This is a genomic window from Segeticoccus rhizosphaerae, from assembly GCF_009192725.1.
Classification (GTDB): domain Bacteria; phylum Actinomycetota; class Actinomycetes; order Actinomycetales; family Dermatophilaceae; genus Segeticoccus; species Segeticoccus rhizosphaerae.
Genome location: NZ_VOHR01000082.1, coordinates 1 through 13,399, shown reverse-complemented (window position 1 = coordinate 13,399; position 13,399 = coordinate 1). Strand labels below are relative to the sequence as shown.

The 13,399-nt window shown below is 70.8% G+C and carries 14 protein-coding genes; 9 read left to right on the top strand and 5 right to left on the bottom strand.

Annotation, left to right across the window (positions count from 1 at the left end; genetic code table 11):
* From FRW57_RS09060 to FRW57_RS09050, 3 genes are all read left to right on the top strand, one after another.
* Nucleotides 1–577, top strand: a 577-nt coding sequence (locus FRW57_RS09060) for a transketolase C-terminal domain-containing protein (RefSeq protein ID WP_275263129.1), incomplete at its 5' end; no start/stop codon positions are given.
* Nucleotides 578–624: 47 nt separating this feature from the next.
* Nucleotides 625–1,182 carry an orotate phosphoribosyltransferase gene (gene pyrE / locus FRW57_RS09055; protein WP_137122154.1) on the top strand — a complete coding sequence of 186 codons (558 nt, stop codon included), beginning with the start codon at nt 625–627 and terminating at the stop codon, nt 1,180–1,182.
* A gap of 96 nt (nt 1,183–1,278) precedes the next feature.
* Complete coding sequence (locus tag FRW57_RS09050; RefSeq protein WP_137122153.1) at nt 1,279–1,971, top strand: LemA family protein; 693 nt, start codon at nt 1,279–1,281, stop codon at nt 1,969–1,971.
* A gap of 12 nt (nt 1,972–1,983) precedes the next feature.
* On the opposite strand, the gene FRW57_RS09045 is transcribed toward FRW57_RS09050, so the two are convergent.
* Both FRW57_RS09045 and FRW57_RS09040 read right to left on the bottom strand, forming a co-directional pair.
* Nucleotides 1,984–2,547: a GNAT family N-acetyltransferase gene (locus FRW57_RS09045; protein ID WP_203230274.1), complete on the bottom strand. Its 564-nt coding sequence runs from the start codon at nt 2,545–2,547 to the stop codon at nt 1,984–1,986.
* A 40-nt stretch (nt 2,548–2,587) separates the two neighbouring features.
* Nucleotides 2,588–3,430 (bottom strand): SDR family NAD(P)-dependent oxidoreductase, encoded by an 843-nt coding sequence (locus FRW57_RS09040; protein ID WP_238384736.1) that lies wholly within the window; start codon nt 3,428–3,430, stop codon nt 2,588–2,590.
* 179 nt (nt 3,431–3,609) lie between these two features.
* Here FRW57_RS09040 and FRW57_RS09035 point away from each other — a divergent pair, with 179 nt between their 5' ends.
* Together FRW57_RS09035 and FRW57_RS09030 are read left to right on the top strand one after the other, a co-directional pair.
* Entirely contained in the window at nt 3,610–5,283 is a 1,674-nt protein-coding gene (locus FRW57_RS09035; protein WP_137122152.1) for an L-lactate permease, read from the top strand.
* Between the two features lie 132 nt (nt 5,284–5,415).
* Nucleotides 5,416–6,405 (top strand): aldo/keto reductase, encoded by a 990-nt coding sequence (locus FRW57_RS09030; protein WP_137122151.1) that lies wholly within the window; start codon nt 5,416–5,418, stop codon nt 6,403–6,405.
* A gap of 16 nt (nt 6,406–6,421) precedes the next feature.
* Here FRW57_RS09030 and FRW57_RS09025 read toward each other — a convergent pair whose 3' ends face one another.
* Nucleotides 6,422–7,120 (bottom strand): DedA family protein, encoded by a 699-nt coding sequence (locus tag FRW57_RS09025; protein ID WP_137122174.1) that lies wholly within the window; start codon nt 7,118–7,120, stop codon nt 6,422–6,424.
* A gap of 55 nt (nt 7,121–7,175) precedes the next feature.
* On the opposite strand from FRW57_RS09025, the gene FRW57_RS09020 reads away from it, so the two are divergent.
* Nucleotides 7,176–7,913 carry a TrmH family RNA methyltransferase gene (locus FRW57_RS09020; RefSeq protein ID WP_203230273.1) on the top strand — a complete coding sequence of 246 codons (738 nt, stop codon included), beginning with the start codon at nt 7,176–7,178 and terminating at the stop codon, nt 7,911–7,913.
* A 45-nt stretch (nt 7,914–7,958) separates the two neighbouring features.
* On the opposite strand, the gene FRW57_RS09015 is transcribed toward FRW57_RS09020, so the two are convergent.
* The gene (locus FRW57_RS09015) at nt 7,959–10,058 is read right to left on the bottom strand and encodes a prolyl oligopeptidase family serine peptidase (RefSeq protein WP_152185846.1); all 2,100 of its coding nucleotides are present in this window, start codon (nt 10,056–10,058) and stop codon (nt 7,959–7,961) included.
* Between the two features lie 183 nt (nt 10,059–10,241).
* Between FRW57_RS09015 and fbaA the strand changes: the two genes are divergently transcribed.
* Genes fbaA through FRW57_RS09000 form a run of 3 tightly spaced genes read left to right on the top strand, consistent with a single transcriptional unit; the run spans nt 10,242 to nt 12,830 of the window.
* A complete protein-coding gene (gene fbaA / locus FRW57_RS09010; protein ID WP_152185845.1) occupies nt 10,242–11,270 on the top strand; it encodes a class II fructose-bisphosphate aldolase in 1,029 nt (342 codons plus the stop codon).
* Nucleotides 11,267–11,677, top strand: a complete 411-nt coding sequence (locus FRW57_RS24425) for a DUF3151 domain-containing protein (RefSeq protein WP_152185848.1) — start codon at nt 11,267–11,269, stop codon at nt 11,675–11,677. The genes fbaA and FRW57_RS24425 overlap by 4 nt, the downstream gene beginning before the upstream one ends.
* A gap of 4 nt (nt 11,678–11,681) precedes the next feature.
* Nucleotides 11,682–12,830 carry an acyl-CoA dehydrogenase family protein gene (locus tag FRW57_RS09000; RefSeq protein WP_238384735.1) on the top strand — a complete coding sequence of 383 codons (1,149 nt, stop codon included), beginning with the start codon at nt 11,682–11,684 and terminating at the stop codon, nt 12,828–12,830.
* A gap of 6 nt (nt 12,831–12,836) precedes the next feature.
* Here FRW57_RS09000 and FRW57_RS08995 read toward each other — a convergent pair whose 3' ends face one another.
* A complete protein-coding gene (locus tag FRW57_RS08995; protein ID WP_152185844.1) occupies nt 12,837–13,286 on the bottom strand; it encodes a hypothetical protein in 450 nt (149 codons plus the stop codon).
* Nucleotides 13,287–13,399: the final 113 nt, after the last annotated feature.

Here is a 13,399-nt window from a genome sequence, read left to right as displayed (position 1 = left end):
GCCCCGCGACGGTGACCAGCTGCGGCTGCTGCTGCGCGAGGCCGTCGCACACGAGCAGGGCCCGACCGCCGTGCGCTACCCCAAGGGCAGGGCCGGCGACCCGATCCCGGCCGTCGCACACCTCGGCGGTGCAGACGTCCTGGCACGACCGCCACACCAGTCGCCCCGACACGTGCTGCTGCTCACGGTCGGACCGCTCGCTCGTGAGGCGCTCGAGGCGGCCGAGCTGCTGCGCAAGACGGGTGTCACGGCCACGGTCGTCGACCCACGGTGGATCTCCGAGCTCGACGAGGAGGTCGTGCGCTCGGCCGGCGCCCACGACCTGGTCGTGACGGTCGAGGACAACGCGATATCAGGCGGATTCGGCGACCTGGTTGCTCGAACGCTGCGCACCGGCCGAGTCGCCGTGCCACTGGTGACTCTGGGACTCGACGACGACTTCCTGGGCATGGGTGACCGTGACGCGCTGCTGGATCAGCAGGGGCTGACCGCCGACGGCATCGCAGAGGCGGCGCGTGCCGGCCTCGAGCGCGGGAGGTCCGACGCCGCCCTGTGGCGTCCCGCCTCGGGTCTTTGAGCTCGCGCCCGGGACGCCGTACGGGTGGCTCGATAGGGTGGGGGCTTGTGACCGACTCTTCGACCCCCGCCCGTGACCGCCTGCTCGAGCTGATCAAGGACAAGGCCATCGTGCACGGCCGGGTGACCCTGTCCTCCGGCAAGGAGGCCGACTACTACGTCGACCTGCGCCGCATCACCCTCGACGGAGAGGCCGCTCCGCTCGTGGGCCAGGTCATGTCCGACCTCACCCGTGACCTCCGGTTCGACGCCGTGGGCGGTCTCACCCTCGGCGCAGACCCGGTCGCGACGGCCATGCTGCACGCAGCTGCCGCGGCCGGCGGCCGGCTCGACGCCTTCGTCGTGCGCAAGGCGGGCAAGGCCCACGGGTTGCAGCAGCGCATCGAGGGCCCCTCGATCAAGGGCCGGCGGGTGGTCGTGGTCGAGGACACGACCACGACCGGAGCCTCGCCGCTGGACGCCGTGGCCGCCGCTCGCGACGAGGGCGCGGAGGTGGTTGCAGTGGCCACGATCGCCGACCGTGCGACCGGTGCGAAGGAGAAGCTGGAGGCCGAGGGACTGACCTACGTGTCGGCATACAGCCTCGAGGAGCTGGGGCTCGCCTGACCGAATGGACCCGGGAGAGCCATCCCGGCGTCCGACCCCTGACCGGTCGTGGGCAGCTACCATCGGCCCAACGGACAACTCTAGGGGAGCCTCTCCATGTGGATCGTGATCGGCGTCATCGTCGCCATCATCGTCATACTCGGCATCTGGGCCGTGACGGCCTACAACGGGCTGATCAAGCTGCGCAACCTGGTGCAGGAGGCTTGGCACCAGATCGACGTCGAGCTCAAGAGGCGGCACGACCTGATCCCCAACCTCGTGGAGACGGTCAAGGGCTACGCCGCGCACGAGAAGGGGACCCTCGAGGGCGTCATGCAGGCCCGGTCGGCCGCGATGGCGGGCGGGGCGGGCCCGGCCGCGGCGGCACAGAACGAGAACATGCTGACCCAGGCGCTGGGCCGACTGTTCGCCGTCGCCGAGGCCTACCCCGACCTGAAAGCCAACCAGAACTTCCTCGCACTGCAGAACGAGCTGGCCGCCACCGAGGACCGGATCGCGGCCGGCCGGCGCTACTACAACGCCAACGTGCGTCAGCTCAACACCAAGGTCGAGACCATCCCCACCAACATCATTGCCGGGATCGCCCACATCACCCGGGCGGAGTACTTCGAGGTCGAGGAGCAGGCCCAGCGGGAGGCGCCCTCGGTGGACTTCTCCACCGGAGGCAGCGCCGGTCCCGCCGGGCGAGCGGGGGCACCCGCTGGGGGAGAGCCCGGCAGCCCGGTGTCGCCTCCGTCCACCAGCCCGGTCTCCCCGCCGTCGACCAGCCCGGAGGGACCGGCTCGCTGACCCCGGCCGGGATCAGGGAGCCAAGACGCCCATGATGGCCTGGTCGCGGAAGGCGCCGGCGTAGTAGAGCTTCTCGCGCAGCAGCCCTTCGCGGACGAAACCGGCCTTCTCGTAGGCCGCCACGGCGCGCGTGTTGAGCGCGTTGACCGACAGCTCGATCCGGTGCAGGCCGAGGGTCTCGAAGCCGTAGCGCACCATCAGCCGGGTCGCGTCCGAACCGAGGCCCTGTCCCTGCCGCGCGGGGTCGAGGAAGATCCCGAAGGTCGCGCACCGGTTCTGGGCCTCAGCGCCGAACAAGGCCGCGTGGCCGACGAGCTCGCAATCCAGGGTCTCGATGCAGAAGGCCGCCGAGCCGGCCGCGTCGTTGCGACTCCACCCCCGCAGCATCTCCTCGACCAGCGCATCGGGCTGCGGTTTGACCTGGTTGTTGAAGACCGCGACCTCGGGGTCGCGCCACCAGGCCTGCAGCGGGGCGAGGTCGGCGTCCCGCAGCTCGCGCAGGCGCACCCGATCGCCCCGCAGCGAGCTCCGCGCGGCCACCAGCACGTCGTCCATCGTCTCGATCTCGGCAGGCATGGCCCCGATCCTAGGCGCCGCGCCCCGCTCGGCCCTCGCGTCAGTGGAGGTAGGAGGCGCCGTTGAAGTCGAGGATCGCTCCAGAGGCCCACTCGGCGCCCGGCTGGGCCAGCGCCATGATCGCCGCGGCCACCTCCCGGGGCATCGCCACCCGGCCGAACGGGCTCTGGGCGCGCACCGCATCGCCCTCCGGCCCGTCGAGCACGGCGGCGCCCATGTCGGTCGCGATGAAGCCGGGGGCGATGCCGACACAGCCGATTCCATGCGGGGCCAACGCCACGGCGAGCGACTGGGTCATCGCGTGCACGCCGGCCTTGCTCGCGCCGTAGGCCGGCACCTGCGGCTCACCACGGTAGGCGCCCCGCGACCCGACCGTGACGATCCGACCGCGGGGGAACCCGGTCGCCGGCTCCACCTCGAGCATGTGCCGCGCCACGAGGTAGGTGACATTGGCCGTGCCCAGCAGGTTGACGTCGGTGGTGCGGCGCCAACCCTGGACCCACTCCTCGTATGACGAGTGCTCGACGCTCAGGTCGAGTCGCCTTCCCTGGGTGGCCGGGTCCTCGGCGAACAGCGCCGCGTTGTTGATCAGCACGTCGATCCTGCCCAGAGCGGCGGCGGCGTCGCGGACGAGCCGCTCGACCTGAGCCGGATCGGCGAGATCGCCTTGCACGAGCGCGTGCCCGTCGCCCTCGAGTCCGGCCACCACGGCCTCGGCCTCGGCGCGGGACGAGCGGTAGTGCACCGCGACCCGGTCTCCGCACGCGGAGGCGAAGAGCCGGGCCACCTCGGCGCCGACGCCTCGCGACGCTCCGGTGACCAGCACTCCTCGCTGCCGCGGCAGGTCGTGCTCGAGCGGGCTGCCTGCCATCGTGATCGTCATGGTCAGGACGGTATCGGTGTGGGCGCCCGGCCCGACAGCGTAGGCAGCGGGCAGGGGGTTTGAACGTCCTCGCCGGGGGTATAGCCCTCCTTCGGAAGTTTCAGCCCGCATGACGGAGATGAGTTCGGTCGTCGGCTGCCGCGCACCGGGACGCCCGACCGGACGAGACGGGAGTCCGCATGTTCCGACAAGTCCTCGACCCCCTCGGCTCCATTCCCGGCGACACGCTCCTGGCGCTCGTCCCTGTCGCCGTCCTCCTGGTCCTGCTGGCGGTGTTCCGGATGCCCGCCTGGCGGGCCGTGATCATCGGCTCCGCGGTGACGATCATCCTCGGCATCCTCGTCTGGAGCACCCCGGTGGGTGCGACCTTCGCGTCATACGGTCTGGGCGCGGCCACGGGCGTCTGGTCGGTCGACTGGATCGTGTTCTGGGGCGTGGTGGTCTACAACACGTTGGTCGTGACCGGTGCCTTCGGCGACTTCAAGGGTTGGCTCGTGCGCCAGGCGACGGCGGACATCCGCGTGCAGACCCTGCTGCTGGCTTGGTCGTTCGGGGCCCTGATGGAGGGTCTGGTCGGGTTCGGCTACCCGTGGGCCGTCGTGGCGCCGATCCTGATCGCCTTGGGAGTGGCCGACCTGTCCGCGATCCGCGTCGCCGCGCTGGCCAACAACGCTCCCGTCTCGTTCGGGGCGTTGGGAGCTCCGATCATCGGCCTGGCCGCCGTGACCGGCCTGCCGCTCTTTGCGTTGTCCCAGTCGATCGGGCGCATCGTCGCGATCCTGGCGCTGGCCCCGCCATGGGTGCTGATCTACCTCGTCAGTGGCAAGAAGGGGATCAGGACCGGCTGGCCGCTCGCGATCGTCGGCTCGTTCGGCTACATCGCCGGGCAGTTCCCGATCGCCGAGTTCGTCGGACCGTACCTGCCGGACATCACGGGCGCGCTGGTGTCGTTCGTCGCGCTCTTCGCGCTCCTGCGGGTCTGGCGGCCCAAGGAGGTCCTCGGCTTCGGCGGCCACGAGCTGACACCCGAGGAGGTGCGGCGGCAGGAGGCCGGGGCGTTGTCCACCGGGGACGGCCCGGGTGCCATGTCGGCCGCAGGAGGACCCGACGAGCCGGCCGCGGCCGTGGCCCCGGGTCGCGTCGTCCGCGCGCTGGTGCCGTTCGGAATCCTGATCGTGGTCGTGATCCTGTGGACCGGGCCGTGGTCGCCGCTGCCCAAGTACGTCCCCTACCAGCCGACGGTGCAGTTCATCGACTCACTGGCCGGGACCACCGGCGGCGCCTCGTGGAAGTTCGCTCCAGCCGTGGCAGGCACCGCGATCCTCGCGTCCTGGCTGCTGATCCTGGCCTACCTGCGTCCTCCGCGCTCGGCGTTCAAGGCCGTGTTCGCGCAGACCTGGCAGCAGATGTGGGGCGCGCTGCTCGTCGGCCCCTTCATCTTCGGTCTGGCCTACGTCTTCAACTACAGCGGCATGGCCAACTCGATGGCCAACGGCTTCGCCAAGGTCGGGACGGTCTACATCATCCTCGCGCCGATCCTGGGCTGGATCGCCGTCGCGCTGTCCGGCAGCAACACCTCGTCCAACGCGGTCTTCGGTCACTTCCAGTTCACGGTCGGCAAGATCCTCGGCGCGCCGGTGCTGCTGTTCCCGTCGCTGAACTCGATCGGGGCGGAGGTCGGCAAACCCGTGGCGCCGCAGACCGCGAGCGTCGGGGTGGCGACGACGAAGTTCGTGCGCAACGAGGGCGAGGTCATCCGCAACAACATGAGCTGGACGCTGATCATCCTGGTCTACCTGATCGCCATCGGGTGCCTCTACTACTTCGTCCTCCCGGCGGCGATGCGCGTGTAGCACCCACCCCGGACGGTGACCCTGCCCGCCACCGGCCCGTAACGTCCTGCGTTCCGGTTGGTGAGGCGACCGTGGCGCAGGACGTCCCGGCGTGGGCGTCGTAGGGTGAATTCTCGAGAGGAAGGAATCACCATGCACCAGCGCACCATCCCCGTCCTCGACCGGCCGGTCGGCGCGATCGGACTCGGCTGCATGGGCATGAGCTGGGCGTATGTCGCGCCCGAGGCTCGTGACGAGGCCGCCGGGATCGAGGTGATCCACCACGCGTTTGACGCGGGCGTCACGCTGCTGGACACCAGCGACTACTACGGAGCGGGGCACAACGAGCGGCTCGTCGGTCGGGCCCTCGAGGGACGCCGGGACGAGGCGGTCCTCGCCACGAAGGTGGGCCTCGTGTCGACGGGCGAGCCGAACGCCCCTGCGACAGCGCGGGACGGACGGCCCGAGCACATCCGGGAGGCGGTCGACGCCAGCCTCACCCGCCTCGGCACCGAGGTCATCGATCTCTACTACCTGCACCGCGTCGACCCGGACGTCCCGCTCGAGGAGACCTGGGGCGCCATGGCGGAGCTCGTCTCCGACGGCAAGGTGCGCGCCCTCGGGCTCAGCGAGGTGTCGGTCGAGCAGTGCGACCGCGCGCAGGCGATCCATCCGGTCGCCGCGGTGCAGTCGGAATTCTCGCTGTGGACCCGCGACGCACGTGGCGGCAGCACCGCCGACGGTGCCCCGGCCGGTGACGTGGTGGCCTGGACGGCCCAGCACGAGGCGGTGTTCGTGCCGTTCTCACCGCTCGGTCGGGGGTTCCTGACCGGGGCGCTCGACACGAAGACGATCGATGCGTCCGACTTCCGCGGACGGTTGCCACGGTTCACGGGCGACGCGGGCGCGGCAAACCAGGCGATCGTCGACGTCGTGCGGGCCGTGGCGACCCGGCACGGTGTGCCCCCGGCCGAGGTGGCGCTGGCATGGGTGCTGGCCCAGGGCGACCACGTCGTCCCGATCCCCGGCACCACCAAGGTCAAGAACCTCGAGGCCAACATCGCGGCGACCGACCTGGCACTGACCGATGAGGACCTGACCGAGCTGGACGGTATACCGGCGGCAGTGGGCACGCGCTACTGAGTGGCGCCGCGTCCGGCTAGTGCTGGTCGGAGACGTCGTCGGCGCGGTGAGGCGCCTGCCCGGAAGCCTCGACGGACCCGGCGTTCGTGCCGGTCCGTGACTGGCGCCGGTGCCGGACGTACTCGACCACCGCCGGCACCAGCGAGAACGCCACGATCACCAGGATCGCGAGCTCGAGGTTGTCCTGCAGTGCGGGGAACTGCTTGCCCAGGAAGTAGCCGAGCAGGGTGATGCTGCACGCCCACAGCAGGGCCCCGATCCCGCTCCAGGTGAAGAACCGGCGCCGTTCCATCCGGCCCACGCCCGCCACCACGGTGATGAAGGTGCGCACGATCGGCACGAACCGGCCGATCACCAGGGCCTTGTTGCCGTGCTTGTCGAAGAAGGCGTGGGTCTGGTCGAAGTACTTCTTCTTCAGGAGCCGGCCGTCCCGCTCGTAGAGCGGCTGCCCGACCGCCCGCCCGATCTCGTAGCCCGCGACGTTGCCGGCGAAGGCCGACGCGCTGAGGATCAGCAGCGCGACCCACAGGTGCATGTGCACGCTGCCGTTGGAGATGAACAGGCCCATCGCGAACAGCAGCGAGTCGCCCGGCAGGATCGGGAAGAGCAGCCCGCACTCGATGAAGACGATCAGCACGCTGACCCAGAAGAACTGGTCCCCGAACTGCTGCAGCAGGTAGTTGGGGTCCATCCACTCGGGACCCAGCGCAGGCATCACACGCACGAGGGTACGTGACGGAGTCTGTGCCGGTGCTGAGAGAGTGAATGTCGTGAGCGAGGACCAGCAGGACGTGGGCGTCGGTCCGTGGCGGGGCTCCTGGCCGGTCGACGCGAACGGCCGGCCGGACCCTCGGTATGACGTGTCGCTCCTGACGGAGGGAGACCGCCGCAACGTCGTGGACCGCTATCGCTACTGGACCCACGAGGCGATCGTCGCGGACCTGCGGACCCGGCGGCACGACTTCCACGTGGGCGTGGAGAACTGGGGCCACGACTTCAACATCGGCTCGGTGATCCGCACCGCCAACGCGATGGGCGCGGCCGCGTTCCACATCATCGGCCGGCGTCGCTGGAACCGTCGCGGCGCCATGGTCACCGACCGCTACCAGCAGGAGCACCACCACCCGACCGTCGCGGACCTGGCCGCCTGGGCGAGCATGGCGGGTCCGGCGGGTCCGGCGGCGGCGAACGGCGAGGGACCGGCCGGCATACCGATCATCGGCATCGACAACCTGCCCGGGTCCCGCCCGATCGAGACCTTCGACCTGCCGCGGCACTGTCTGCTGCTGTTCGGGCAGGAGGGGCCGGGGCTGAGCGCCGAGGCGGTCGCGGCCAGCGACGTGGTGCTCGACATCAGCCAGTTCGGCTCGACCCGCTCGATCAACGCGGGCGCCGCCGCGGCGATCGCGATGCACGCCTGGGTCCGCCGCCACGTCTTCGACCAGCCCGTCACCGCCCCCACGCCCACTCCCGCCCCCACTCCCACCTCCCGCGCTCGTGGGCAATGATCGTTGGGTTTGGTCGCAAACCCAACGATCATTCCGGGCGAGCGGTCAGGGGGTCAGGCCGGTGTGGGCGGCGGCGAAGGCCAGCAGGTCGGCCGTCTCGGCGGCGACCACGCTGGATGGCTTGCCCATGCCGTGGCCGGCGGAGGTCTGCACCCGCGTCAGCACCGGCGCCGGACCGCGCTGGGCGTGCTGCAGCGTGGAGGTGAACTTGTGGCTGTGCGCCGGCACCACGCGGTCGTCGTGGTCGCCCGTGGTCACCAGCGTCGCAGGGTATGCCGTGCCCTCCCGCACGTTGTGCAGCGGCGAGTAGGCGCGGATCACCTCGAACATCTCGGGGTCGTCCGGCGAGCCGAAGTCGGAGGTCCACGCGCCGCCGATGGTGAACTTGTGGAACCGGAGCATGTCGTGCACTCCGACGGCGGGCAGCGCGACGGCTGCGAGCTCGGGCCGCTGGGTCATGGTCGCACCGACCAGGAGGCCCCCGTTGCTGCCGCCGTGGAGCGCCAGCTGTGCGGCCGTGGTGACCCCCTCGGCCTGCAGCGCCTCGGCGACGGCGATGAAGTCGTCGAACACGTTCTGCTTGTGGCGCAGCCGTCCAGCGTCGTGCCAGGCCGCACCGTATTCGCCGCCCCCGCGCAGGTTGGCGATGGCCAGCACCCTACCCGCCGCGAGCCAGGCCGGCCACGCCGGCCGGAAGTCGGCCAGGACCGGGACGTCGAAGCCGCCGTAGCCGTAGAGCAGGGTCGGCCGCGGCTGGTCCAGATCGAGGTCCGCGCGGTGGACCAGGAAGTAGGGCACCCTCGTGCCGTCCTTGCTGGTGGCGCGGCGCCGCTGCGTCACCACCTCGGGAGGGGTGAACGTGCCTCCCTCGGGCAGGGGCAGCCTCGTGAGCGTGCCGGTCGACAGGTCCAGGTGCAGCGGCTGCGAGCGCGTCGTGACGGTCGAGACCCCGATGAACACGTCCGGCGTCCCCACGTGGGCGGACAGGCCGGTGAGCCCGCCCGGACCGACCGCCACCTCTCCGCGGGGCGTCCCGTCGAGCCCGTAGCGGCGCAACCGGGGCTGGGCGTCCTCCAGCGAGTAGGCGATCAGCTCGTCGCCACCGGCCACCACGTGGAGCAGGGTGGCGTCGGACTCCGGCAGCACCGGGGCGAACTCAGCTCCTCCGGTCTCGCGGGCCCGGCCCAGGTCGACCTTGACGACGCGACCGGCCGGCGCGTCGGCGTCGGTGCGCAGGTAGAGCTCGTCACCGTCGGTGCGGATGAACTCATAGGCCGCACAAACCTCGTCGACGACCCGCACCGGCTCGCCGAGGCGCGACCCGGCCGGCCCGTCCTCGACGGGGAAGGCCCACAGCCGGTTGTTGCGCTCAGTGCCTTCGGCCAGGTGGACGATGACCCACCGCCCGTCGTGCGAGGTCTCCGGCGTCGCGAAGAGCCTTGGCTGGTCGGGGAACTCGAGCACCAGCTCGTCCTCGGGCTGTGGCCGCCCCAGCCGGTGCAGCATCAACCGGCCCCCTGGCAGCTCGCTCGCATCGGTGCCGGTCGCGCCACCCTGCGTGGGGAAGTGCAGATAGAGGTATGACGCGTGGTCCGGAAGCCAGGTCGCCAGGGAGAACTTGACCTGCTCCACCACATCGTCGACCGGCTCCCCGGTGGCCAGGTCGAGCACCCGGATGGTCATCCAGTCGCTGCCGGCGTCGCTCAGCGCATAGGCCAGGAGTGAGTCGTCGAGACTCACCGTGACCCCACCGACTGACGTGGAGCCGTGTGCGGACAACTGATTGGGGTCGATGAGCACGCGGCCGCCGGAAGCCACGTCCTCGGGCGAGCGGACGGCATACCAGACGTCCTGCTCCTGCGTGCCGTCGTTGCGTGTGACGACGAGGTGCGTTCCGTGCCGGTCGGGCACGCCGACGCGCGGGCTGCCGACGATGCCCTCCATCACCCGTTGGAACCATGCTCGCGCCGGCAGGGCGGACAGGTGCTCCTGCGTGACGGCGTTCTGGGCGGCGACCCACGCCTTGGTCTCGTCGGAGTCAGGGTCCTCGAGCCAGCGATAGGGGTCGGGCACCTCGACGCCGTGCAGCACCTCCACCGTGTCGTCGCGTCGGGTGGCCGGGTAGGCGCGAGCGTGATCGGTCATGCGGAGTCTCCTCGGGCCGGTGGGGGCTGCCTTCTCGACCCTAACGGGCAGGCCGGCCCGCGGTCCCCGGTCACGGTTGGAGGAGGCCCCTGATGCTCCCGGGACGAACATGGAAGGATCGGAGCAGGGCAGCGGCGCGCGCCGACTGCCACCGACGGACCACTGCCGGAGCAAGGAGCCCAGATGCCCATCGCCACCCCCGAGGTCTACGCCGACATGCTCGCCCGCGCGAAGGCCGAGTCCTTCGCCTACCCCGCGATCAACGTCACCTCCAGCCAGACCCTCAACGCCGCGATCCGTGGCTTCGCCGAGGCGGGCAGTGACGGGATCGTCCAGGTCTCCACCGGCGGTGCCGAGTACCTCTCCGGCCCGACCGTCAAGGACATGGTCGCCGGCTCGCTCGCCCTGGCGTCCTACGCCGAGCAGGTGGCGAAGAACTACGACGTCAACATCGCGCTGCACACCGACCACTGCCCGAAGGACAAGCTCGACGGCTTCGTCCGTCCGCTGCTCGCGGCGTCGACCGAGCGGGTCAAGGCCGGCGGCACGCCGTGGTTCCAGTCGCACATGTGGGACGGCTCGGCGGTGCCGCTCGAGGAGAACCTGCAGATCGCCGAGGAGCTGCTCGAGCTGGCGGCCGCGGCACACGTCGTGCTCGAGGTGGAGATCGGGGTCGTGGGGGGCGAGGAGGACGGCGTGGCCAACGAGATCAACGAGAAGCTCTACACCACGCCCGAGGACGCGCTGGCCACCGCCGAGGCGCTCGGGCTGGGCGAGAAGGGCCACTACCTCACGGCGTTGACGTTCGGCAACGTCCACGGCGTCTACAAGCCGGGCAACGTCAAGCTGCGCCCCGACATCCTCAAGGACGCGCAGGAGGCGGTGGCGAAGGCCAAGGGACTGGAGCCAGGTGCCAAGCCGTTCGACCTGGTCTTCCACGGCGGCTCCGGCTCGTCCGCCGAGGACATCGCCGCCGCGGTGAGCTACGGCGTCATCAAGATGAACGTGGACACGGACACCCAGTACGCGTTCACCCGGCCGGTCGCGGGCTACATGCTGACCAACTACGAGGGCGTGCTCAAGGTCGACGGCGAGGTCGGCAACAAGAAGCAGTACGACCCGCGTTCGTGGGGCAAGGAGGCGGAGGCCGCGATGGCGGCGCGCGTCGTGGAGGCGTGCGAGCACCTGAGCAGCGCCGGGACCAGCCGGTGACCGCGGGGCAGAACCTGCTGGGCATCCCCCCGACGAACCTGCCGGACGACCCCGCCGCGGCCAAGCTGGAGGAGGGCGTGCATCCCGAGCAGGTCGCCGCCGCCTACCCGACGTCCTCCCTGGCCTGGGCACAGCTGGCCGAGGACGCTCTGGCCGACGGGCTGACCGTGCAGGGCTACGCCTATGCCCGCACCGGCTACCACCGCGGGTTGGACGCTCTGCGCAAGAACGGCTGGCGCGGGCAGGGACCGGTCCCGTGGTCGCACGAGCCCAACCGCGGCGTGCTGCGGGCCTTCGCGGCTCTCGCCCACGCCGCGGCCGCGATCGGAGAGACGGACGAACAGCAGCGGTGCACCCAGCTGCTGCGCGACTCCTCGGCCGAGGCCGCCGCACAGCTCGGCCTCTGACGTCGTGCGGGGCCGGTCGAGCACGGACGAGGAGCGGGCGTTCCGCGAGATGGTGCGCGCCTACCTCGAGGACAAGGTCCTGCCACGCACCCCGGAGTGGGAGCGCGCGGGGCTGACCCCCAAGAGCCTGTATGCCGAGCTGGGCGCCCTGGGCGTCACCGGTGTGCAGGTGCCGGAGGAGTTCGGGGGCGGTGGCGAGAGCAGCTATCGCTACAACGCGATCTTCGGTGAGGAGGTCGCACGCAGCGGGGCCTCGGCCGGCGCGGTGCAGCTGCACCTCAACGTGGTGCTGCCCTACTTCCTGCACTATGCGAACCGCGAGCAGCAGGAGCGCTGGTTCCCCGGATTCGTGTCGGGAGAATCGGTCTCGGCGATCGCGATGACCGAGCCCGGGACCGGTTCGGACCTGGCCGGCATCTCGACGACGGCGGTCCGCGCCGGAGACGACTACGTCCTCTCCGGCGCCAAGACCTTCATCACCGGCGGCATCCAGGCCGACCTCGTCGTCGTGGTGGCCCGCACGGCGCGCGACGCGAAGGACCGCCGAGCCGGCCTCACCCTGCTCGTGGTCGAGGAGGGCATGCCGGGGTTCACCCGCGGCCGGAAGCTGGACAAGCTGGGCCTGCGCTCGCAGGACACCGCGGAGCTGTCGTTCCAGGACGTGCGGGTGCCGGTCGCCAACCGGCTCGGCGACGAGGGGGCCGCGTTCGACCAGCTCACGGCCAACCTGCCGCAGGAGCGGCTGTCCATCGCCGTCCACGCGCAGGCGGCGAGCGAGCGGGCGATCGAGCTCACCACGGCATACACCTTGGAGCGCAAGGCTTTCGGCACGCCGGTCGCGTCGTTCCAGAACACCAAGTTCGTCCTGGCCGACCTCTCCGCCAAGGTGGAGGCGGGCCGGCACCTGCTCGACCGGGCGCTGGAGGAGCTCGACGCGGGCACGCTGTCGGGCGCTGACGCCGCGCGGACCAAGCTGTTCACCACCGAGCTGGAGGGCGAGGTCATGGACGCCTGCCTGCAGTTGCACGGCGGTTACGGCTACATGCTGGAGTACCCGATCGCCCGGATGTATGCGGACGCCCGCGTCTCGCGGATCTACGGCGGGTCCAGCGAGATCATGAAGGTCATCATCGCCAAGGACCTTGGCCTCTGAGCTGCGTCAGCCGGGGCCGGAACGGGTTGGCGCCGCTGCCGGTTGGGGCGCCTTGCGCACGAACAGCTGGTAGGCCGCCAGGCCCATGAACAGCAGCAGCGCCACCTCGTTGAGGATCCCGCCCCACTGCCACGCCGCCGTGTTGTCCAGCCCGTCGCCGGCGATGAGCCGCAGCAGCAGCGACAGGTGCAGCAGCGCGAGCGGCAGGTAGAGCACGCGGGAGTAGGGCAGTGGCCGCCCGAGCACCGAGGGCACGATGACCGGCGCGTGCGCGAAGATCATCGAGATCACGAAGCCGAGGAAGAGCGCGTGCAGCATCGCGTCATACGACGCCTGGTGCGATATCGCCTTGGTCATGTGGCCGAACACGATCCAGAGCACCCCGGTCGTGGCCAGCCAGGCGTAGCCGGACAGCAGCGCGACCGCCATGTAGCGGGTCAGGCCGCTGGTGCGCACGGTGCGGCGGGCGAGGTCGTAGCGGCCACTGCCCTACTCCCGCGTGCTCTACCTGCCGCTCGCGCTGCTGCACCTGTCGCTGCTGCTGCGGCTCATCGCCGGCGACGGGCTGG